The 21,726-nt window shown below is 40.2% G+C and carries 18 protein-coding genes and 9 pseudogenes; 14 read left to right on the forward strand and 13 right to left on the reverse strand.

What is annotated here, in order from left to right:
- Positions 1-40: 40 nt before the first annotated feature.
- The 4 genes from KA717_03065 to KA717_03080 form a co-directional block, all read right to left on the reverse strand.
- Positions 41-436 (reverse strand): PH domain-containing protein, encoded by a 396-nt coding sequence (locus KA717_03065; protein ID UXE61925.1) that lies wholly within the window; start codon positions 434-436, stop codon positions 41-43.
- The gene (rnpA, locus tag KA717_03070; GenBank protein ID UXE61926.1) at positions 417-782 is read right to left on the reverse strand and encodes a ribonuclease P protein component; all 366 of its coding nucleotides are present in this window, start codon (positions 780-782) and stop codon (positions 417-419) included. Before rnpA ends, KA717_03065 begins: the two co-directional genes overlap by 20 nt.
- Before the next feature lie 84 nt (positions 783-866).
- The gene (gene rpmH / locus KA717_03075) at positions 867-1,004 is read right to left on the reverse strand and encodes a 50S ribosomal protein L34 (protein UXE61927.1); all 138 of its coding nucleotides are present in this window, start codon (positions 1,002-1,004) and stop codon (positions 867-869) included.
- Between the two features lie 106 nt (positions 1,005-1,110).
- The gene (locus KA717_03080; protein UXE61928.1) at positions 1,111-1,644 is read right to left on the reverse strand and encodes a DUF2808 domain-containing protein; all 534 of its coding nucleotides are present in this window, start codon (positions 1,642-1,644) and stop codon (positions 1,111-1,113) included.
- A gap of 417 nt (positions 1,645-2,061) precedes the next feature.
- On the opposite strand from KA717_03080, the pseudogene KA717_03085 reads away from it, so the two are divergent.
- Positions 2,062-3,399: pseudogene (locus tag KA717_03085) on the forward strand (IS5 family transposase).
- Positions 3,400-3,554: 155 nt separating this feature from the next.
- On the opposite strand, the gene KA717_03090 reads toward KA717_03085, so the two are convergent.
- The 3 genes and pseudogenes from KA717_03090 to KA717_03100 all read right to left on the reverse strand — a co-directional run bounded on the left by KA717_03090 (position 3,555) and on the right by KA717_03100 (position 5,460).
- Positions 3,555-3,917 carry a hypothetical protein gene (locus KA717_03090; protein UXE61929.1) on the reverse strand — a complete coding sequence of 121 codons (363 nt, stop codon included), beginning with the start codon at positions 3,915-3,917 and terminating at the stop codon, positions 3,555-3,557.
- Positions 3,883-4,311, reverse strand: coding sequence for a hypothetical protein (locus KA717_03095; protein ID UXE61930.1), 429 nt, complete (start codon positions 4,309-4,311; stop codon positions 3,883-3,885). The genes KA717_03090 and KA717_03095 overlap by 35 nt, the downstream gene beginning before the upstream one ends.
- A gap of 48 nt (positions 4,312-4,359) precedes the next feature.
- A pseudogene (locus KA717_03100) lies at positions 4,360-5,460 on the reverse strand (IS5 family transposase).
- Positions 5,461-5,598: 138 nt separating this feature from the next.
- Between KA717_03100 and KA717_03105 the strand changes: the two are divergent.
- The 12 genes and pseudogenes from KA717_03105 to KA717_03160 all read left to right on the forward strand — a co-directional run bounded on the left by KA717_03105 (position 5,599) and on the right by KA717_03160 (position 14,956).
- Positions 5,599-5,997: a hypothetical protein gene (locus KA717_03105; protein ID UXE61931.1), complete on the forward strand. Its 399-nt coding sequence runs from the start codon at positions 5,599-5,601 to the stop codon at positions 5,995-5,997.
- A gap of 42 nt (positions 5,998-6,039) precedes the next feature.
- Positions 6,040-6,696 (forward strand): annotated as a pseudogene (locus KA717_03110) (transposase).
- A 265-nt stretch (positions 6,697-6,961) separates the two neighbouring features.
- A complete protein-coding gene (locus tag KA717_03115) occupies positions 6,962-7,291 on the forward strand; it encodes a hypothetical protein (protein UXE61932.1) in 330 nt (109 codons plus the stop codon).
- On the forward strand, positions 7,257-7,988 hold the full coding sequence (locus tag KA717_03120) for a hypothetical protein (GenBank protein ID UXE61933.1): 732 nt from the start codon (positions 7,257-7,259) through the stop codon (positions 7,986-7,988). Before KA717_03115 ends, KA717_03120 begins: the two co-directional genes overlap by 35 nt.
- 102 nt (positions 7,989-8,090) lie before the next feature.
- A pseudogene (locus tag KA717_03125) lies at positions 8,091-8,642 on the forward strand (transposase).
- Between the two features lie 127 nt (positions 8,643-8,769).
- Positions 8,770-9,543: a transposase gene (locus KA717_03130; protein UXE61934.1), complete on the forward strand. Its 774-nt coding sequence runs from the start codon at positions 8,770-8,772 to the stop codon at positions 9,541-9,543.
- Between the two features lie 66 nt (positions 9,544-9,609).
- Positions 9,610-10,891, forward strand: a pseudogene (locus tag KA717_03135) (ISKra4 family transposase).
- Between the two features lie 62 nt (positions 10,892-10,953).
- Positions 10,954-11,595, forward strand: coding sequence for a hypothetical protein (locus KA717_03140; protein ID UXE61935.1), 642 nt, complete (start codon positions 10,954-10,956; stop codon positions 11,593-11,595).
- Between the two features lie 41 nt (positions 11,596-11,636).
- A pseudogene (locus KA717_03145) lies at positions 11,637-12,455 on the forward strand (transposase).
- Between the two features lie 616 nt (positions 12,456-13,071).
- Positions 13,072-13,587 (forward strand): 3-hydroxyacyl-ACP dehydratase FabZ, encoded by a 516-nt coding sequence (gene fabZ / locus KA717_03150; protein ID UXE61936.1) that lies wholly within the window; start codon positions 13,072-13,074, stop codon positions 13,585-13,587.
- Between the two features lie 102 nt (positions 13,588-13,689).
- A complete protein-coding gene (gene lpxA, locus KA717_03155) occupies positions 13,690-14,520 on the forward strand; it encodes an acyl-ACP--UDP-N-acetylglucosamine O-acyltransferase (protein ID UXE61937.1) in 831 nt (276 codons plus the stop codon).
- A 46-nt stretch (positions 14,521-14,566) separates the two neighbouring features.
- Positions 14,567-14,956: a hypothetical protein gene (locus KA717_03160; GenBank protein UXE61938.1), complete on the forward strand. Its 390-nt coding sequence runs from the start codon at positions 14,567-14,569 to the stop codon at positions 14,954-14,956.
- Between the two features lie 41 nt (positions 14,957-14,997).
- On the opposite strand, the gene tnpA is transcribed toward KA717_03160, so the two are convergent.
- Positions 14,998-15,387 (reverse strand): IS200/IS605 family transposase, encoded by a 390-nt coding sequence (gene tnpA / locus KA717_03165; protein ID UXE61939.1) that lies wholly within the window; start codon positions 15,385-15,387, stop codon positions 14,998-15,000.
- Between tnpA and KA717_03170 the strand changes: the two are divergent.
- A pseudogene (locus KA717_03170) lies at positions 15,377-16,312 on the forward strand (transposase). The gene tnpA and the pseudogene KA717_03170 sit on opposite strands and share 11 nt — an antisense overlap.
- On the opposite strand, the gene KA717_03175 reads toward KA717_03170, so the two are convergent.
- The 5 genes and pseudogenes from KA717_03175 to KA717_03195 all read right to left on the reverse strand — a co-directional run bounded on the left by KA717_03175 (position 16,309) and on the right by KA717_03195 (position 21,723).
- On the reverse strand, positions 16,309-17,436 hold the full coding sequence (locus KA717_03175) for an ISAs1 family transposase (GenBank protein ID UXE61940.1): 1,128 nt from the start codon (positions 17,434-17,436) through the stop codon (positions 16,309-16,311). The pseudogene KA717_03170 and the gene KA717_03175 sit on opposite strands and share 4 nt — an antisense overlap.
- Before the next feature lie 196 nt (positions 17,437-17,632).
- Positions 17,633-18,343 carry a hypothetical protein gene (locus KA717_03180; GenBank protein ID UXE61941.1) on the reverse strand — a complete coding sequence of 237 codons (711 nt, stop codon included), beginning with the start codon at positions 18,341-18,343 and terminating at the stop codon, positions 17,633-17,635.
- A gap of 244 nt (positions 18,344-18,587) precedes the next feature.
- Positions 18,588-19,925, reverse strand: a pseudogene (locus tag KA717_03185) (IS5 family transposase).
- A 233-nt stretch (positions 19,926-20,158) separates the two neighbouring features.
- Positions 20,159-21,440 (reverse strand): annotated as a pseudogene (locus KA717_03190) (ISKra4 family transposase).
- Positions 21,441-21,495: 55 nt separating this feature from the next.
- Positions 21,496-21,723, reverse strand: coding sequence for a hypothetical protein (locus KA717_03195; protein UXE61942.1), 228 nt, complete (start codon positions 21,721-21,723; stop codon positions 21,496-21,498).
- Positions 21,724-21,726 lie beyond the last annotated feature (3 nt).

Genomic DNA, 21,726 nt, shown 5'->3' on the forward strand with positions numbered 1-21,726 from the left:
TTTATTTTTCTTTAAATCTATTTATTGATCAGGGAGGAAGTTAGTTACTGGTAATTGCCTCCAGGGAACGGCCAGTCTTAGCCGCCACCCGTTCAGCCATATAATCATAGACTTCTCGAAATTTGGGCATGGCTCGCAGTTCTAAACGGCTTTTGTCATTGAGAACGACGACAATATCTCCCCATAGACCGACTCCCCTGGGAACTTTGATCATTTTACTAATTTCACCATAGACGATATCGGTGCGATCGCGACCCATCCAGCCTCCGGTAACCGAGATTCGTCGATCTGTAATTTTATAGCGCAGCCAAATCGCTCGCACAATGGCACCAACGGTCAAGGGCAGACAGATGACTGTAAACCCCAAGAGGACATTAATAATCAAATCACCGACGTGAGGGCCACCTTCATAAAAGTTAGTTTCTCGAATGCCCATAATTGCTAATTTCAGCCTGGTTAAACAACTGCTCTAATTCTCGCAAAAAATGTTCATATTTGCACATTACCGCATTGGGTAATACCACAATAACAATATTCCAGCCAGGGACAATTTCTGGCAACAAGGCACGGATAGCCGCTCGAATCTGACGCTTAATGCGATTACGAACGACCGCTCTTTTACTGACTTTTTGGCTAACAGCGATCCCAAAACGGCTGGTGAGCAGCGTTTCGTCTTTCCGTACTCTCAGGAGTAGGTGAGTCCCTCGATAACGTTTGCCCTGCTGATAGACAGATTGAAAATCTTTCCAGTGCTTGAGTCGAATAGCTTTCGGTAATCCCACGTTTAATTTAGATTGTTATCCTAAACTGAGGTAATGACCCATCAGAGGTTGGCCACAATCCCTTAAAGACGGAACGAAGATTCCCTAAACCGCTAGTTGATGCCGTCCTTTTTTGCGTCTAGCCTGAATGACTTTTCGGCCATTAACAGTTCGCATCCGTGCTCGAAAGCCAGAGGTTCTTTTTTGTTTGCGATTGGTTCCTTCTAGGGTACGCTTGGTCACGAGTTACTTCCTCCATAAAAGACACAGCTTTTCATCTTAGCATGAATTTTATCTACTTTGGGGAACTTGCTGATTGAGGGAATGAAGATCAACGGTCTGGTCTGATTTAACGATCAATACTGACAATCCAGGTGCCGACATAAAGACGTACCGGAATATCTCCAGAAGCCAGGACATCGCAGACTAAGTAATAGGTTCCGAAATCAGGATTCTTGACATTAGACAGTACAATATCAGCCTTGGTGTTGGGATCAATGGGTTTTTCTAGCGTAATTTCTAAGAAACGGCTTTCCTTGTCCCATACTACTCCCTTGATGGGTACAGTACCGTTCTTGCCCCTGACTTCAATGGAATCCGTGTTAAATTGACCATCGAAATTGGCTGGATAGGAAATATAGAATTTGCTGGCTCCCTGGGAGAGTTTTTTGGCGGGAACGTAGAGTTTATAGCGATCCCATTCCCTGGGACGACCATCATATTGTAGGTTGTAATCCAGAATATCCTTCCGATCTACCCCACTAAAAATGGTCAGACCTGGATTCCCACCGGCCAGGGTTAAGGCTGGCAATCCCACTAGTAACGCACCACTCAGGGCGAACATTGAGAAGATTTGTTTGGCTGATAATTTGGGCAATGGCATAGCGTTTAGGAAGTTGAAAAAAGTAATAGCTTTCGTCAAGCCTAACACAGGCCTTGAGCGTGATTATTACCCTAAGTATCCAGCCTCTAAAGTGTCTATGTTAGTGTCACGAATCTTTCGCGCTGGGTCAAAGATAAAAAATCGAGCCTTACTGTATAAGGGTTTCGGAAAGCCTAAATCTTGAGCGCGAATAAATAAAGACACTAACCGATATTCATTAAATCCCTAAGCATGGTAGTTGGCTGAACATGGCTGAAATTGATTTGAGTATTTTATCTCGTCAATGTTTAGCTAGGGCTTGCTGAAAAAAGCTGAAACCTTTACGGAGAAGAATAGTAGGCGAATTAAGAACCGCTAGAATGCACGAAAATAGGGTAGAATGCCTCAAAACCATTGCATTAAGAAGAGAGAAAGCAGATGTACCGAAAGCAACAGTACTCAATTGAAACACCAGAAAACTTGAAAAATCTGTTCGGCGGGCAGTTAGACGAAGAAAATCGTTGGATAGAAATGTCAAAAATGATTCTCTGGGAAGAATATGAGGAAGAATATGCAAAAAACTTCACAGAAAAAAAAGGAGCCCCAGCCAAATCATTTAGAATGGCATTAGGAGCATTAATTATCAAAGAAATTTCAGGAAAAAGTGACAGAGAAACAGTAGAACAAATAAAAGAGAACCCTTATTTACAGTACTTTATAGGAATGGAAAGCTATAGTAGCAAAGAAGCATTTAATGCGTCAATGATGGTTCATTTTCGTAAAAAAATAGGAATGGAATTAATAAATAAAATTAATAAAGAAATAGAAAAAAAAGCGACGGTTGTAGCGTCAGAAAAAAAAGAAAATGAAGGAAAGTTATTGTTAGATGCGACTTGTACACCAGCAGATATAAAATATCCAACGGATATAGGAATATTGAATGATGCCAGAGAAAAAACAGAAAAAATAATAGATAAGCTGTATGAAGAAATAAAAGAGAAAAGGAAAGAAAAGCCGAGGACTTATAGGGAAGTGGCAAGAAAAGAGTACTTAGCCATAGCAAAAAAACGTCGTGTGTCAAAAAAAGAAAGAAGAAAAGGAACAAAAAAACAACTAGGATATATAAAAAGAAACTTGTCTCATATAGAAAAAATGATAGAAGAGGGAGCAAAGTTAGAAAAACTAACGAAAAAAGAGCAAGAAGAGCTTGTAACGATAGGAAAAGTGTATGAGCAACAGTTAGAAATGTATGAAAAAAAGACAAATAAAGTAGAAAACAGAATTGTGAGTGTAAGCCAACCTCACGTGCGTCCAATAGTGCGTGGAAAAGCGGGAAAAGCAGTAGAGTTTGGAGCTAAAATATCGGCAAGTAATGTGAATGGCTTTGTCTTCTTAGACAAATTAAGTTGGGATAATTACAACGAATCGGGAGATTTACAAGCGCGAATAGAAGAATATAAAAGGGAAACAGGATGTTATCCGGAATCGGTTCATGTGGATAAAATCTATCGAACAAAAGCGAATCGAGCTTATTGTAAAGAAAGGGATATAAGAATGAGTGGTCCCCGATTGGGAAGACCGCCGAAAGAGGTGAGCAAAGAAAAAAAGAAAGAGGCACGCTCAGATGAAAGAGTGCGTAATGCCATTGAGGGTAAATTCGGACAGGGAAAGAGGAAATTTAGTCTTGGTCGAGTGATGGCCAAACTACCTGAGACCTCGGAAACGGTAATTGCGATGAACTTTTTGGTAATGAATCTTTCTACTCTACTTCAGAAGACAAAAAGTAAAAAGTTGTAGAGTCGTTTTTCTTGTGAAAAATGGTGTTAATTTTCCTCTCTTTTGTGAGGAGTGATTTGTGTTGACCTTTTTAGACAGAAAGGAACAATAGATTAAACAAAATCTGTATTTTGATTTGTTTCCATAAGGATAAGTTATCTATGCTTTTTCAGTCCATACTTCCCTAACCCACATTTCTTTCGTTTTTTGACTTTTTCAGCAAGCCCTAGATAGATTGTAGGTTGACGTTCGCCTTCACTATCGTATAGGGAAACGGTTCCCACCATTGCTTCACGGTAGCCATCCTCACACATCAGCATACAGGTTCCATCTAATCCTATTCCCACTGTTGCAATTTGGCTATCCTCCTTGGGCGGGGCATAACTCCACGCTTCTTCTTTTGCCTGTACCACACTTCCTACTGCTTCACTCAATCTTTGGATATAGGATAGCGCTACTTTTCTACCATGATTTTCTAATAAATCATTTTTCACCTCTTTGCCTGCCATCCCTGACATTTTTGAGGATACCTGTTTTGCCAATAATGGCGTTGATGTTATGATTATCCTTGCTTCTCTTTCTAAGGGGCAATACGTTTTTCCTCAAAGGTGAACGCTGATATACATGACGATTCACTATAACCTCACCATAAGGTGTTTGATATTCTTTCGGTTGCTCTCCCTTACTCTTCCAGATTTCTTCACCGATTTTTAAGGGTGAACCATCTGTATCTAAATATTTCAAGGCTTCTTTGCTGGCGATGCAACCTACTTCGTTTAAGCCTTTTTGAATATTTATTTCTGTATCCAACATTGAACGACTGAGTTCTAATGTTAGTTCTATTTTTATCTTTGAACCCTCTACATTAATTAGTTTTGCTGTCATCATTGTTTCCTCTTTGTCACTTTTCATCTCATGTTAACACTTTTCTTTTCCTTCATCAACTAAAGGTCACACCCCTTTACAATAAGCTCGATTCGCTTTTGTTCGATAGATTTTATCCACATGAACCGATTCCGGATAACATCCTGTTTCCCTTTTATATTCTTCTATTCGCGCTTGTAAATCTCCCGATTCGTTGTAATTATCCCAACTTAATTTGTCTAAGAAGACAAAGCCATTCACATTACTTGCCGATATTTTAGCTCCAAACTCTACTGCTTTTCCCGCTTTTCCACGCACTATTGGACGCACGTGAGGTTGGCTTACACTCACAATTCTGTTTTCTACTTTATTTGTCTTTTTTTCATACATTTCTAACTGTTGCTCATACACTTTTCCTATCGTTACAAGCTCTTCTTGCTCTTTTTTCGTTAGTTTTTCTAACTTTGCTCCCTCTTCTATCATTTTTTCTATATGAGACAAGTTTCTTTTTATATATCCTAGTTGTTTTTTTGTTCCTTTTCTTCTTTCTTTTTTTGACACACGACGTTTTTTTGCTATGGCTAAGTACTCTTTTCTTGCCACTTCCCTATAAGTCCTCGGCTTTTCTTTCCTTTTCTCTTTTATTTCTTCATACAGCTTATCTATTATTTTTTCTGTTTTTTCTCTGGCATCATTCAATATTCCTATATCCGTTGGATATTTTATATCTGCTGGTGTACAAGTCGCATCTAACAATAACTTTCCTTCATTTTCTTTTTTTTCTGACGCTACACCCGTCGCTTTTTTTTCTATTTCTTTATTAATTTTATTTATTAATTCCATTCCTATTTTTTTACGAAAATGAACCATCATTGACGCATTAAATGCTTCTTTGCTACTATAGCTTTCCATTCCTATAAAGTACTGTAAATAAGGGTTCTCTTTTATTTGTTCTACTGTTTCTCTGTCACTTTTTCCTGAAATTTCTTTGATAATTAATGCTCCTAATGCCATTCTAAATGATTTGGCTGGGGCTCCTTTTTTTTCTGTGAAGTTTTTTGCATATTCTTCCTCATATTCTTCCCAAAGAATCATTTTTGACATTTCTATCCAACGATTTTCTTCGTCTAACTGCCCGCCGAACAGATTTTTCAAGTTTTCTGGTGTTTCAATTGAGTACTGTTGCTTTCGGTACATCTGCTTTCTCTCTTCTTAATGCAATGGTTTTGAGGCATTCTACCCTATTTTCGTGCATTCTAGCGGTTCTTAATTCGCCTACTATTTTTCTCCGTAAAGGTTTCAGCTTTTTTCAGCAAGCCCCAATTAGTCCATCTTTTGGGCAGCTTTGCCTATCGTTTTTGGCTTAAGAGTCTTCCTACTTTACCTACCTGGCCCAGCAATCTTATCCTCAGTGACTATCCACAAGCTGTTCAGACTCAGATTTTAAACAAGGTAGAAGCCTTTGAGCGTTTTGTTAACCTTAATGCCATTGCTTTAGGGCTACTTCAAATTCTCGCCTTAGAGTTACCCCAGGGGATTTGGGCTAATTTTCCTCGATGGTTTCGGACATTACCATCCCATGGCTACCCTAGTGAACGGATTGCTCAACTAGCCCTTCAACATCAAGCCCAAATGATTTTTCCTCAAAGTCCACCCAGTCTGCTTTTGCCTAAATTCCTTACCGCTAAACTTGCCTCTTCCCCAAGCCCTGATATGCTTACTTTCGTCGCATAGTCATTACCTTATCTGGCATCCATAAACTTCCCACTGTCCAGTCATATAGAAAAAATGATAGAAGAGGGAGCAAAGTTAGAAAAACTAACGAAAAAAGAGCAAGAAGAGCTTGTAACGATAGGAAAAGTGTATGAGCAACAGTTAGAAATGTATGAAAAAAAGACAAATAAAGTAGAAAACAGAATCGTGAGTGTAAGCCAACCTCACGTGCGTCCAATAGTGCGTGGAAAAGCGGGAAAAGCAGTAGAGTTTGGAGCTAAAATATCGGCAAGTAATGTGAATGGCTTTGTCTTCTTAGACAAATTAAGTTGGGGTAATTACAACGAATCGGGAGATTTACAAGCGCGAATAGAAGAATATAAAAGGGAAACAGGATGTTATCCGGAATCGGTTCATGTGGATAAAATCTATCGAACAAAAGCGAATCGAGCTTATTGTAAAGAAAGGGATATAAGAATGAGTGGTCCCCGATTGGGAAGACCGCCGAAAGAGGTGAGCAAAGAAAAAAAGAAAGAGGCACGCTCAGATGAAAGAGTGCGTAATGCCATTGAGGGTAAATTCGGACAGGGAAAGAGGAAATTTAGTCTTGGTCGAGTGATGGCCAAACTACCTGAGACCTCGGAAACGGTAATTGCGATGAACTTTTTGGTAATGAATCTTTCTACTCTACTTCAGAAGACAAAAAGTAAAAAGTTGTAGAGTCGTTTTTCTTGTGAAAAATGGTGTTAATTTTCCTCTCTTTTGTGAGGAGTGATTTGTGTTGACCTTTTTAGACAGAAAGGAACAATAGATTAAACAAAATCTGTATTTTGATTTGTTTCCATAAGGATAAGTTATCTATGCTTTTTCAGTCCATACTTCCCTAACCCACATTTCTTTCGTTTTTTGACTTTTTCAGCAAGCCCTAATTAATGTAGAGGGTTCAAAGATAAAAATAGAACTAACATTAGAACTCAGTCGTTCAATGTTGGATACAGAAATAAATATTCAAAAAGGCTTAAACGAAGTAGGTTGCATCGCCAGCAAAGAAGCCTTGAAATATTTAGATACAGATGGTTCACCCTTAAAAATCGGTGAAGAAATCTGGAAGAGTAAGGGAGAGCAACCGAAAGAATATCAAACACCTTATGGTGAGGTTATAGTGAATCGTCATGTATATCAGCGTTCACCTTTGAGGAAAAACGTATTGCCCCTTAGAAAGAGAAGCAAGGATAATCATAACATCAACGCCATTATTGGCAAAACAGGTATCCTCAAAAATGTCAGGGATGGCAGGCAAAGAGGTGAAAAATGATTTATTAGAAAATCATGGTAGAAAAGTAGCGCTATCCTATATCCAAAGATTGAGTGAAGCAGTAGGAAGTGTGGTACAGGCAAAAGAAGAAGCGTGGAGTTATGCCCCGCCCAAGGAGGATAGCCAAATTGCAACAGTGGGAATAGGATTAGATGGAACCTGTATGCTGATGTGTGAGGATGGCTACCGTGAAGCAATGGTGGGAACCGTTTCCCTATACGATAGTGAAGGCGAACGTCAACCTACAATCTATCTAGGTGCGGCACCAGAGTATGGAAAAAAGAGTTTTCTAGAAAGATTAGAAAGAGAAATTGAGCGAGCGAAAAACCGTTATCCAGAGGCAACATTGGTCGGGATAGCAGACGGGGCAGAATCAAATTGGAAGTTTTTAGAAAAGCAAACGGAAGAACAGATATTAGATTTCTATCATGCCTCTGGTTACTTAGGTGCCTTGGCAGAAGCGTTGCATCCGAATACAGTGTCAAAACAAAAAGAATGGTTGACTGAAAATTGTCGAGAACTCAAGCATGAAAAAGGAAAAGCAGGAGAACTGCTAAATCTGATGAAAGAAGTCAAAGAAGAAAAAAGTCATTCTAAGAATCTTACCGAGAAACTACAAGCGGCGATTACTTATTACGAGAATCATCAGCATCAAATGGATTATGCTGAATACTTAGGGCTTGCTGAAAAAAGCTGAAACCTTTACGGAGAAAAATAGTAGGCGAATTAAGAACCGCTAGAATGCACGAAAATAGGGTAGAATGCCTCAAAACCATTGCATTAAGAAGAGAGAAAGCAGATGTACCGAAAGCAACAGTACTCAATTGAAACACCAGAAAACTTGAAAAATCTGTTCGGCGGGCAGTTAGACGAAGAAAATCGTTGGATAGAAATGTCAAAAATGATTCCCTGGGAAGAATATGAGGAAGAATATGCAAAAAACTTCACAGAAAAAAAAGGAGCCCCAGCCAAATCATTTAGAATGGCATTAGGAGCATTAATTATCAAAGAAATTTCAGGAAAAAGTGACAGAGAAACAGTAGAACAAATAAAAGAGAACCCTTATTTACAGTACTTTATAGGAATGGAAAGCTATAGTAGCAAAGAAGCATTTAATGCGTCAATGATGGTTCATTTTCGTAAAAAAATAGGAATGGAATTAATAAATAAATAAAATTAATAAAGAAATAGAAAAAAAGCGACGGGTGTAGCGTCAGAAAAAAAAGAAAATGAAGGAAAGTTATTGTTAGATGCGACTTGTACACCAGCAGATATAAAATATCCAACGGATATAGGAATATTGAATGATGCCAGAGAAAAAACAGAAAAAATAATAGATAAGCTGTATGAACTGGACAGTGGGAAGTTCTCGAGCAGGGTAAGTGAGAAAAGAAAATCGGACATGCGATACCCAAGAGTGCCGTTATGTCCGAAACTGGCTGATATAGAAAATCGATAGCCAGTGCTATCTATCAATTATGCAACTATGTCAGCGACTAGAGCAAATCCTAGAGAATCTCCGTCCCGCCTTTAGCCGAGAAGCAACGTACCAATGGTTTATCCTATTAGCCTGGGGAGTAGTGCTCAACAGCCAACCGAGCGCAATAACAAGCTATGTCAATGCCTTAGGGTTAACAGAGAGCTACTACCATCAGGCACTACATTGGTTTGAATCCAAGGCATTTAACGTCAAAGGACTGACCTTGGGATGGTCGAAGTGGGTAAGTCAGCATGAAAATCTATATCGAATCAAGGAAAAACGAGTGTATGTGGGGGATGGAATCAAAGTGGGGAAAGAAGGGCGCAAGATGCCAGGGGTAAAACGACTACACCAAGAATCCGGAAATGTGGCGAAGCCAGAATGGATAAGGGGGCATTACTTCAATGCCTTGAGTGTTTTGGTGGGAGCAGGAAAAGCCTGCTTTGCCTTGCCCTTAGTGTTGCGGCTAGACGATGGCATCAAGTCCAAAGCAACGGCAAAGGAAGGGAAAAAAGGCAGCAAAAAAGAGAAGACTACTCTAGTCACGAAAATGGGGGAGCTTTGCACTACCTACGCAGAGGCGGGAAGCTATGTGATTTTGGATGCTTACTTCGCTTGTGGAGCAGTGCTCAAAAGTTTTCGCCAAAATGCCTTGCATCTCATCACCCGAGTGCGTTGCTCTACAGTGGCATATGCTCCCTTTTCTTCCGTTCCGACCTTGAGGGGGAAAGGACGACCACGGCTTTGGGGGAGTTCAATAAAACGGGTGTGACCTTTAGTTGATGAAGGAAAAGAAAAGTGTTAACATGGGATGAAAAGTGACAAAGAGGAAACAATGATGACAGCAAAACTAATTAATGTAGAGGGTTCAAAGATAAAAATAGAACTAACATTAGAACTCAGTCGTTCAATGTTGGATACAGAAATAAATATTCAAAAAGGCTTAAACGAAGTAGGTTGCATCGCCAGCAAAGAAGCCTTGAAATATTTAGATACAGATGGTTCACCCTTAAAAATCGGTGAAGAAATCTGGAAGAGTAAGGGAGAGCAACCGAAAGAATATCAAACACCTTATGGTGAGGTTATAGTGAATCGTCATGTATATCAGCGTTCACCTTTGAGGAAAAACGTATTGCCCCTTAGAAAGAGAAGCAAGGATAATCATAACATCAACGCCATTATTGGCAAAACAGGTATCCTCAAAAATGTCAGGGATGGCAGGCAAAGAGGTGAAAAATGATTTATTAGAAAATCATGGTAGAAAAGTAGCGCTATCCTATATCCAAAGATTGAGTGAAGCAGTAGGAAGTGTGGTACAGGCAAAAGAAGAAGCGTGGAGTTATGCCCCGCCCAAGGAGGATAGCCAAATTGCAACAGTGGGAATAGGATTAGATGGAACCTGTATGCTGATGTGTGAGGATGGCTACCGTGAAGCAATGGTGGGAACCGTTTCCCTATACGATAGTGAAGGCGAACGTCAACCTACAATCTATCTAGGTGCGGCACCAGAGTATGGAAAAAAGAGTTTTCTAGAAAGATTAGAAAGAGAAATTGAGCGAGCGAAAAACCGTTATCCAGAGGCAACATTGGTCGGGATAGCAGACGGGGCAGAATCAAATTGGAAGTTTTTAGAAAAGCAAACGGAAGAACAGATATTAGATTTCTATCATGCCTCTGGTTACTTAGGTGCCTTGGCAGAAGCGTTGCATCCGAATACCGTGTCAAAACAAAAAGAATGGTTGACTGAAAATTGTCGAGAACTCAAGCATGAAAAAGGAAAAGCAGGAGAACTGCTAAATCTGATGAAAGAAGTCAAAGAAGAAAAAAGTCATTCTAAGAATCTTACCGAGAAACTACAAGCGGCGATTACTTATTACGAGAATCATCAGCATCAAATGGATTATGCTGAATACATAGAGAAAAAGTATCCGATTGGTTCAGGTGTTATGGAAGCAGCTTGTAAGACGTTGGTCAAACAACGATTATGTTGTTCAGGGATGCGATGGAAGGAAAAAGGAGCAGGAATTATTTTGAGCCTACGAGCTTTGGTATTGACCAAGGAACGATGGAGTCAATTTTGGGCAAAACTTGATCAATATGGGTTCCCTGTAGAACCCTGATTACAACAGCTTTTATCAACTAAAGGTCGCACCCAATAAAACTAGAAAGCCTGTTTGCTCTTGTGGAGGATTTTCCCACCGCTAAAGTCTGGCTCTATGGTCAACAAGTCTCCGTTTCTTATCAGTGCTTTGAGTTCCACTGGGATAGTCCCCATCAGCTCGTTAAGTTTGTCCTCACCCAATTGCCCAACGGACAAAGACTGATTCTGCTTTCTACTGACCTCTGTTTGACTGGACCTGAGATTATTGCCGCTTACGGTCTCCGATTTAAGATTGAAGTCACTTTTCGTCAATTAATCCATCTTTTGGGCGGCTTTGCCTATCGTTTTTGGCTTAAGGCTCTTCCTACTTTACCGACCTGGCCTAGCAATCTTATCCTCCCTGACTATCCCCAAACTGTTCAGACTCAGATTTTAAACAAAGTAGAAGCCTTTGAGCGTTTTGTTAATCTTCATGTCATTGTTCTCGGCTTACTTCAAATTCTTTCCTTAGAGTTACCCCAGGGGATTTGGGCTAATTTCCCTCGCTGGTTTCGGACTCTACCCTCCCATGGCTATCCTAGTGAACGCATTGCTCAACTAGCCATCCAACATCAAGCCCCAATGATTTTTCCTCAAAGTCCACCTAGTCTGCTTTTGCCTAAATTCCTTGCCGCTAAACTTGACCCTTTTCCAAGTCCTGATAGACTTACTTTGGCCGCATAGTCATTACCTTCTCTGCCATCCATAAACTTCCCACTGTCCAGCTGTATGAAGAAATAAAAGAGAAAAGGAAAGAAAAGCCGAGGACTTATAGGGAAGTGGCAAGAAAAGAGTACTTAGCCATAGCAAAAAAACGTCGTGTGTCAAAAAAAGAAAGAAGAAAAGGAACAAAAAAACAACTAGGATATATAAAAAGAAACTTGTCTGATATAGAAAAAATGATAGAAGAGGGAGCAAAGTTAGAAAAACTAACGAAAAAAGAGCAAGAAGAGCTTGTAACGATAGGAAAAGTGTATGAGCAACAGTTAGAAATGTATGAAAAAAAGACAAATAAAGTAGAAAACAGAATTGTGAGTGTAAGCCAACCTCACGTGCGTCCAATAGTGCGTGGAAAAGCGGGAAAAGCAGTAGAGTTTGGAGCTAAAATATCGGCAAGTAATGTGAATGGCTTTGTCTTCTTAGACAAATTAAGTTGGGATAATTACAACGAATCGGGAGATTTACAAGCGCGAATAGAAGAATATAAAAGGGAAACAGGATGTTATCCGGAATCGGTTCATGTGGATAAAATCTATCGAACAAAAGCGAATCGAGCTTATTGTAAAGAAAGGGATATAAGAATGAGTGGTCCCCGATTGGGGAGACCGCCGAAAGAGGTGAGCAAAGAAAAAAAGAAAGAGGCACGCTCAGATGAAAGAGTGCGTAATGCCATTGAGGGTAAATTCGGACAGGGAAAGAGGAAATTTAGTCTTGGTCGAGTGATGGCCAAACTACCTGAGACCTCGGAAACGGTAATTGCGATGAACTTTTTGGTAATGAATCTTTCTACTCTACTTCAGAAGACAAAAAGTAAAAAGTTGTAGAGTCGTTTTTCTTGTGAAAAATGGTGTTAATTTTCCTCTCTTTTGTGAGGAGTGATTTGTGTTGACCTTTTTAGACAGAAAGGAACAATAGATTAAACAAAATCTGTATTTTGATTTGTTTCCATAAGGATAAGTTATCTATGCTTTTTCAGTCCATACTTCCCTAACCCACATTTCTTTCGTTTTTTGACTTTTTCAGCAAGCCCTAGCTAGTCGTATTCCTGACCAAGAAACTCTCAAAAATGAAATTGCGGCTTGGGAAACACACCGAAATGAACAATCACGTACTATTAATTGGCAATTTGCGACTGATGATGCTCGTATCAAACTTAAGCGACTTTACCCATTATTCTGCCTTGACAGACAACTAATCTGACGATAATCCAATCATTACAACTTAATGATGATTAGTTTAAAAACTCCCTATTTTTTTAAAATATAGTTACTAAGTTTTGTAAGGAGATTCTGAATGGCCAACTTTCCTCGTATTTTGAAAAATGACCTAATCGGTCTAAACTGATAAGCTGAGCGAGATGCGTTGGGACTGAGCGGCAACTGAAGCCATTTCTGACGTTAACGATGAATTTGTCAATTTTGGGTTTCTTTATAACGATCTATGACCACGACTGTTGATGTTAAAAGTGATGTAAAAGGCCAACTTCCTACCCAGACGGATGTTGCTGACCTAACATCTCATCAAACCACCTTTAATATTTTGGAAATTCAAGACCTGCTTCCCCATCGTTATCCTTTTGCCTTGGTTGACCGTATTATTGATTATGTTCCAGCCAAAATGGCCGTGGGCATTAAGAATGTCACTATTAATGAACCCTTTTTTCCCGGTCATATTCCCCAGCGTCCGATTATGCCAGGGGTATTAATTATTGAATCGATGGCCCAGGTGGGTGGTGTCATCTTAACCTTGTTACCTGGCATGAGAGGGAAATTTTTTGCCTTTGCCGGTATTGATGGTGTCCGTTTCCGTCGTCCAGTTGTACCAGGTGATCAATTAGTTATGACCCTAGAATTATTGGCCCTCAAACGTCAACGAATTGCCAAAATGCGGGGACAGGCGATGGTCGATGGCCAACTGGTGTGCGAAGGGGAAATGCTGTTTTCTTTGATTGATTAAGTTCAACCGTTAACTGGCACTGTTACAATGCTTAATCATTTAGCTGGGAACTTTCTATAGGTCTCCCATACCTAATACCTTGTAAGCTAGACACAGAATGTAATGCTGACCTACCAACGCACGGGAGATGCTTCTTTGACGACTCTGATTCATCCGACTGCCGTTATTCATCCCCAGGCGGATCTTCATCCCACTGTTCAAGTGGGGCCCTATACTATTATTGGTGAAAACGTCACGATCGGTGCCAATACAAGGATTGGTTCCCATGTGGTCATTGAAGGGCCAACGGCGATCGGGGTAGGCAATCGTATTTTTTCGGGGGCGATTATTGGCTCAGAACCTCAAGATTTAAAATATAAGGGGGGAGAAAGCTGGGTCAAAATTGGTGACTATAATCAAATTCGAGAGTATGTCACCATTAACCGAGCAACGGAAGAAAAGGCTGTCACCCAGTTGGGAGATTATAACTTGCTAATGGCCTATGCCCATGTGGCCCATAACTGTGTCATTGAAAACGAAGTGATTATTGCTAATTCGGTCGCTCTCGCGGGTCATATTTATATTGAATCAAAGGCTCGTATTAGTGGTGTTTTAGGTGTGCACCAGTTTGTTCATATCGGTCGTTTAGCGATGGTGGGCGGGATGAGTCGAATTGAACGGGATGTCCCTCCTTTTACGATTGTGGAAGGGAATCCTTCCAGGGTGCGATCGCTGAATTTGGTGGGTTTACAGCGATCGGGGGCATCATCAGAAGATCTGTCTGAACTGAAAAAAGCCTTTCGTTTGGTTTATCGTTCTAATATGACTTTTCAAGCTGCTTTAGAACAATTAAAATTAATGACTGAGAATGTTCATGTCCAGCACTTATATCACTTCTTGCAAAATTCTTTGACGGACTCAGACAGACGGGGAACGATTCCAGGCAAGGCATAAAGGTATAATTTGGAAGCATTTAAAGTGAGGATAGAGGTTAACTGAGATGCGAGACATTATTACCGGACTGGATGGCGAACATTATCTACGCTCTGATCTAGATAATCAGTGGGATAAAACGATTAATGTGGGGACGGCCAATCGGGGAGAGAATTTTGTCATTAATGGTTATCTGGGTGGAACTAATCGGAGAGGAGCATGGGATAGTGCTGATCGCCTCCAGTTTAGTACAGAAGGTAATATTCACTTAGAGTTAAATACTGATGCTCAGGTCATTACTGAATTAGTTCGATTTGATCAGGGTATTGCGACAGTTGTTGCCTCCGTTGAATACGGCGATCGCCTTTCGTTAGATTTGACGGCAGGTAATTATGGGTTAAGTTTTTTTGTAGAAGATGATTTAATTGATTATCATGTCAGGGCCAATTTTTTATAGCGAAATGAACTACCCCGCTGCAAGCAGACGGGGTATCAGAATCAAAAAAGAGTAAGCTGTTCATTTCGATGGAGCTTGAGATATTCTTTACCCTGATTTTTCACGTATTTTGCAATCATCCCTTCATCCCCGTGTTTGCCTACTGTACTCGCAAAATAACCATCACTCCAAAACTCTCCGCCCCATAGTTTTTGTTTTACCTGAGGACAGCGTCGAAACACTTCCTTGGCTGTCAAACTCTTGCTCATCTTGACCAACTTCGTCACACTATACGTCGGCACCGATTGCACTAAAAAATGCACATGGTCTTTGTCTACACCGATTTCGATAAACTTACATCTTGCAGCAGAACAAAAGAACGACTGGCGGAAAGGGTCAAGAAAGTGGAAAAAGGAGTAGAAGTGAAAAAACAGCAAAACAATGGAAACCATTCTTATACAAGCCCAGACCCTAGTTTATACATTGCTAGGTTTGATGCCGACCTCCTATCAACGCGATAGTTTGCAGGCAATGTTGGGGCTATTCCTAGAAGCTCAAGGTCATCCTCTACCCCAACATAGTCAAACAAAATCACCCTCGGCCTTAAGCCGATTTTTGAATCAGTATGATTGGGGTACTCGCCAAATTATCCGAGCAGTGCGAAAAGCAATTCTCAAAGAACTACTTACCTATGCTCCAAGAGGAAGACGACCTTGGTTGCAGGTGATTGTGGACTTAACGACACTGGAGAAATGCGGAAAATTTAAGGCTTTTGAGCATTTAATTCATGTTCTTCACGGGAAGAGGGGTTTACATCTTTTGGTGATTTATCTGGTGATAGGAGAATTTCGAGTCCCCTGGGGATTTCGAGTTTGGAGAGGTAAAGAAACAAGAAGTCCCGCTCAACTCGCGGTGCGATTAGTGGATAGCCTACCTAAAGAACTCCTGAGTGCTTTTCGGGTTGTCATTTTAGCCGATACCGCCTTTAGTAGTGTGCAATTCCTTCAAGCGATGAAAAAACGCCGTCTTGCGGTTATCGTCGGTGTGCGTTGTGACCGTAAATTAGCTGATGGTCGTCAGCTTCGTGATTTGCTCAAAAAAGGACAACAGGTCACTCTTGATGGATTATCTTTCCCTGTTACTATCTCTTGGTTCTACCTCAAACGTAACGGCAAACTCGAAAAACGCTTCGTCTTATCGACTCGTCCTCTTAAGTCCAGTACCATTATCTGGTGGGGACGGCGAAGATGGAGTATTGAGGGCTTTTTCAAGACCGTAAAACATCGTTTTGGTTTACATCGTTTTGGTCAACAAACTCTTCTGGGGGTTTATCGCTGGTTGCTTCTTTCGATGATTAGCAGGGCAAACGCATCTTATCCGAGTAAAACCTTAAGGAGATAGTCCTCGTCCCAACCAGCGCGTAGCCGTTTATTCTTGATACCAAGTTTCAGAGTATTTTCCTTTGTGAGCAAGTTAAGAGCGATATGGCGTAAGACGGCTAAATTCTCAGGAGCAAAATCCTTACGAATGCGACAAGCATCCTCGTTGAAGGCCAAGTCTAGAACCCAATGTAAAGAGTTTTCTATCAACCAATGACTACGAACAGATTGGGATAATTTTTGAGCATTACTCGGCAGGCTACTGATATAGTAGCGAGTCTCATACTCTGTTTTGTCTTTCAATCGTCTCTCCGCTTTAATCATACAGATGCTCGTCAACTTTGCCCATTTCTCCCCACCCAGCAAAAATTCTGTTTGTTCCATCGTCCAGCAACGGCGAATTTCAATCCGTCCATGTCCCTTGTCTATTGTTTGATGAAAATCATGCTTAATTCCCACAAAATTAACCGATTGAGCATGAGCAAATAATTGTTCAACATCCTCACATAAATTACCTTGATTGCCTTTCAATGCCAAAACATAATCTCCCCCTCGCCCTACTATCTGTTGGGCAATCTTTGTCTGAGTTCCCATGGCATCAATCGTTACGATACAACCTTTGACCTCTAGCATTTTCAGGAGTTTAGGAATCGCCGTGATTTCATTCGATTTGCTTTCCACCTTGCACTGTCCTAGTACTAGACGATTTGCTGTTGCCCATGCACTTACCATCTGAATTGCGCCCTTTCCGTTGGCATTGTCATAGGAGTGGCGAAGGGTTTTGCCGTCAATCGCTATCACTTCTCCTTCACTTACCTCCGCTATACTTTTGACCCAATGCAGAAAACAGTCTTGAAATTGCTCTGGATTCAGACTAGCAAATACACGCGCAAACGTATCGTCGGAGGGGATGCCATTCGGCAATTCCAAAATTTTTTTTAGCCATTGATGTTTAGCCTTGCCGAAACTTTCCATGGCTACCCAACCTTCTGCTCCACAAATGACGGCTAAGATGGCAATCGTTAGAATATCAATGAGTTTATGCCGTTTTGTTCGTTCGATGCGAGGGTCATCTATTTCGGCAAAGTGTTCTACCAGTCTATATTTGGGTCGGAGTTTCATCGCTTTTGTTTTCTATGCACTTTCCCTTATTTTCCCTTATCCATCCCTCTATAATGTTCTTGTATCTGTATCATTTTTAGATGCGTTCGCCCTGCTCTGGAGTCAGTAATTCCAAATTCAGAATGTAGTCAAAGATACAAAAGGCTCGATGTATTTACTGGCAAGGGTTTTGCTATGAAAATTGCCAATTAATCAACTAGGAAGAATTCGAGACAGCGAGAGAAACTGAGTCATCAAGCATAAAATCTAAAAGATGATGCCAGCTTTCAAAGAACAGATATTTGGTCAAAGAGAGAATATCTTGAAAGAATCCCTTACGAGTGCCGCGTTGGACGCGAATTCTCTGGTAACGTTCATCAACCAAACCTAAAACCGTGTGCAAGAGAAAAGCCAGCAAATTCAGGGTAAGCAAAACAGAGGCGAGGTGTTGTTTACCATGCCCAAAATTATGCTCTAAGTGATAGCCTCGATTTTTGAGAATATTGTGATTCTCGTTCTCAGTGCGCCAACGAGTCCGTCCAGCACGACAGACATCAAGAACGATGTAAGGGGTGAGAAAATGATTGGTAATCCAACTATTGTGATAAAGAAGTTGAGCATCGGATTCGCGGTGGATTTTTAGCTCACACCAGTTAACCAACAAAGCAGGCTGTTGGTCTCGCAGGGGAATCTGATTGAGATAACGGCAGTGCCAAATCTCGAAATACTTCCCATTCCAACGTCGGTGTTGAGTGGTTTTGACTTCTCCATTAGCTTCTAAATAGTTTAACCATTCATAGAGTGTGGGATGAGAAGTCGGTAAACAGACGAAGATAAAGTTGAAATCGTGGTCGAGACAGTGCTGACAAGTGGGCTGACGACTGTACAAGTCATCCCCTAGCAGAGTTATCTTCTGTCCCGCAAACAAACTAGCATGGTTACTTAGGGCTTGCTGAAAAAGTCAAAAAACGAAAGAAATGTGGGTTAGGGAAGTATGGACTGAAAAAGCATAGATAACTTATCCTTATGGAAACAAATCAAAATACAGATTTTGTTTAATCTATTGTTCCTTTCTGTCTAAAAAGGTCAACACAAATCACTCCTCACAAAAGAGAGGAAAATTAACACCATTTTTCACAAGAAAAACGACTCTACAACTTTTTACTTTTTGTCTTCTGAAGTAGAGTAGAAAGATTCATTACCAAAAAGTTCATCGCAATTACCGTTTCCGAGGTCTCAGGTAGTTTGGCCATCACTCGACCAAGACTAAATTTCCTCTTTCCCTGTCCGAATTTACCCTCAATGGCATTACGCACTCTTTCATCTGAGCGTGCCTCTTTCTTTTTTTCTTTGCTCACCTCTTTCGGCGGTCTTCCCAATCGGGGACCACTCATTCTTATATCCCTTTCTTTACAATAAGCTCGATTCGCTTTTGTTCGATAGATTTTATCCACATGAACCGATTCCGGATAACATCCTGTTTCCCTTTTATATTCTTCTATTCGCGCTTGTAAATCTCCCGATTCGTTGTAATTATCCCAACTTAATTTGTCTAAGAAGACAAAGCCATTCACATTACTTGCCGATATTTTAGCTCCAAACTCTACTGCTTTTCCCGCTTTTCCACGCACTATTGGACGCACGTGAGGTTGGCTTACACTCACAATTCTGTTTTCTACTTTATTTGTCTTTTTTTCATACATTTCTAACTGTTGCTCATACACTTTTCCTATCGTTACAAGCTCTTCTTGCTCTTTTTTCGTTAGTTTTTCTAACTTTGCTCCCTCTTCTATCATTTTTTCTATATCAGACAAGTTTCTTTTTATATATCCTAGTTGTTTTTTTGTTCCTTTTCTTCTTTCTTTTTTTGACACACGACGTTTTTTTGCTATGGCTAAGTACTCTTTTCTTGCCACTTCCCTATAAGTCCTCGGCTTTTCTTTCCTTTTCTCTTTTATTTCTTCATACAGCTTATCTATTATTTTTTCTGTTTTTTCTCTGGCATCATTCAATATTCCTATATCCGTTGGATATTTTATATCTGCTGGTGTACAAGTCGCATCTAACAATAACTTTCCTTCATTTTCTTTTTTTTCTGACGCTACACCCGTCGCTTTTTTTTCTATTTCTTTATTAATTTTATTTATTAATTCCATTCCTATTTTTTTACGAAAATGAACCATCATTGACGCATTAAATGCTTCTTTGCTACTATAGCTTTCCATTCCTATAAAGTACTGTAAATAAGGGTTTTCTTTTATTTGTTCTACTGTTTCTCTGTCACTTTTTCCTGAAATTTCTTTGATAATTAATGCTCCTAATGCCATTCTAAATGATTTGGCTGGGGCTCCTTTTTTTTCTGTGAAGTTTTTTGCATATTCTTCCTCATATTCTTCCCAGGGAATCATTTTTGACATTTCTATCCAACGATTTTCTTCGTCTAACTGCCCGCCGAACAGATTTTTCAAGTTTTCTGGTGTTTCAATTGAGTACTGTTGCTTTCGGTACATCTGCTTTCTCTCTTCTTAATGCAATGGTTTTGAGGCATTCTACCCTATTTTCGTGCATTCTAGCGGTTCTTAATTCGCCTACTATTTTTCTCCGTAAAGGTTTCAGCTTTTTTCAGCAAGCCCTACTTATCCAACGTTTCGCCGCATTTTGCTCACAATCTTGCTTTTCAGACCCGTCTTGAGGGGTGATAAATTCAGGGGGTGCGACCTTTAGTTGATAAAAGCTGTTGTAATCAGGGTTCTACAGGGAACCCATATTGATCAAGTTTTGCCCAAAATTGACTCCATCGTTCCTTGGTCAATACCAAAGCTCGTAGGCTCAAAATAATTCCTGCTCCTTTTTCCTTCCATCGCATCCCTGAACAACATAATCGTTGTTTGACCAACGTCTTACAAGCTGCTTCCGTAACACCTGAACCAATCGGATACTTTTTCTCTATGTATTCAGCATAATCCATTTGATGCTGATGATTCTCGTAATAAGTAATCGCCGCTTGTAGTTTCTCGGTAAGATTCTTAGAATGACTTTTTTCTTCTTTGACTTCTTTCATCAGATTTAGCAGTTCTCCTGCTTTTCCTTTTTCATGCTTGAGTTCTCGACAATTTTCAGTCAACCATTCTTTTTGTTTTGACACGGTATTCGGATGCAACGCTTCTGCCAAGGCACCTAAGTAACCAGAGGCATGATAGAAATCTAATATCTGTTCTTCCGTTTGCTTTTCTAAAAACTTCCAATTTGATTCTGCCCCGTCTGCTATCCCGACCAATGTTGCCTCTGGATAACGGTTTTTCGCTCGCTCAATTTCTCTTTCTAATCTTTCTAGAAAACTCTTTTTTCCATACTCTGGTGCCGCACCTAGATAGATTGTATGTTGACGTTCGCCTTCACTATCGTATAGGGAAACGGTTCCCACCATTGCTTCACGGTAGCCATCCTCACACATCAGCATACAGGTTCCATCTAATCCTATTCCCACTGTTGCAATTTGGCTATCCTCCTTGGGCGGGGCATAACTCCACGCTTCTTCTTTTGCCTGTACCACACTTCCTACTGCTTCACTCAATCTTTGGATATAGGATAGCGCTACTTTTCTACCATGATTTTCTAATAAATCATTTTTCACCTCTTTGCCTGCCATCCCTGACATTTTTGAGGATACCTGTTTTGCCAATAATGGCGTTGATGTTATGATTATCCTTGCTTCTCTTTCTAAGGGGCAATACGTTTTTCCTCAAAGGTGAACGCTGATATACATGACGATTCACTATAACCTCACCATAAGGTGTTTGATATTCTTTCGGTTGCTCTCCCTTACTCTTCCAGATTTCTTCACCGATTTTTAAGGGTGAACCATCTGTATCTAAATATTTCAAGGCTTCTTTGCTGGCGATGCAACCTACTTCGTTTAAGCCTTTTTGAATATTTATTTCTGTATCCAACATTGAACGACTGAGTTCTAATGTTAGTTCTATTTTTATCTTTGAACCCTCTACATTAATTAGTTTTGCTGTCATCATTGTTTCCTCTTTGTCACTTTTCATCCCATGTTAACACTTTTCTTTTCCTTCATCAACTAAAGGTCACACCCAATTCAGGGGGTAAGGAAAAAACTAATTCATGGTCTGGGGAAACAATCACGGGCAATAATGCCTGATGGAAGTAGGTGACTTTTCCCTGTTTTGACGTTTTGGTTGAACAGCATGGACAATTTACTTTTTCCGAACTGTAGTAATTTGTCCCATCCATTGCTACTAGAAGATTTCCCCTCAATATTTCATAGGCTTTCAAGAATCCCATGCT

It is taken from the genome of Woronichinia naegeliana WA131, assembly GCA_025370055.1.
Lineage (GTDB): Bacteria > Cyanobacteriota > Cyanobacteriia > Cyanobacteriales > Microcystaceae > Woronichinia > Woronichinia naegeliana.

Bases quoted from the DNA above. Each gene is read 5' to 3' on its own strand.
- KA717_03195 (UXE61942.1), bottom strand. From the start codon at position 21,723: ATGGGATTCTTGAAAGCCTATGAAATATTGAGGGGAAATCTTCTAGTA.
- fabZ (UXE61936.1), top strand. From the start codon at position 13,072: ATGACCACGACTGTTGATGTTAAAAGTGATGTAAAAGGCCAACTTCCT.
- KA717_03095 (UXE61930.1), bottom strand. From the start codon at position 4,311: ATGAAAAGTGACAAAGAGGAAACAATGATGACAGCAAAACTAATTAAT.
- KA717_03065 (UXE61925.1), bottom strand. From the start codon at position 436: ATGGGCATTCGAGAAACTAACTTTTATGAAGGTGGCCCTCACGTCGGT.
- KA717_03160 (UXE61938.1), top strand. From the start codon at position 14,567: ATGCGAGACATTATTACCGGACTGGATGGCGAACATTATCTACGCTCT.
- KA717_03120 (UXE61933.1), top strand. From the start codon at position 7,257: ATGTCAGGGATGGCAGGCAAAGAGGTGAAAAATGATTTATTAGAAAAT.
- KA717_03090 (UXE61929.1), bottom strand. From the start codon at position 3,917: ATGTCAGGGATGGCAGGCAAAGAGGTGAAAAATGATTTATTAGAAAAT.
- KA717_03080 (UXE61928.1), bottom strand. From the start codon at position 1,644: ATGCCATTGCCCAAATTATCAGCCAAACAAATCTTCTCAATGTTCGCC.
- KA717_03130 (UXE61934.1), top strand. From the start codon at position 8,770: ATGCAACTATGTCAGCGACTAGAGCAAATCCTAGAGAATCTCCGTCCC.
- KA717_03115 (UXE61932.1), top strand. From the start codon at position 6,962: ATGTTGGATACAGAAATAAATATTCAAAAAGGCTTAAACGAAGTAGGT.
- lpxA (UXE61937.1), top strand. From the start codon at position 13,690: ATGCTGACCTACCAACGCACGGGAGATGCTTCTTTGACGACTCTGATT.
- KA717_03175 (UXE61940.1), bottom strand. From the start codon at position 17,436: ATGAAACTCCGACCCAAATATAGACTGGTAGAACACTTTGCCGAAATA.
- tnpA (UXE61939.1), bottom strand. From the start codon at position 15,387: ATGGTTTCCATTGTTTTGCTGTTTTTTCACTTCTACTCCTTTTTCCAC.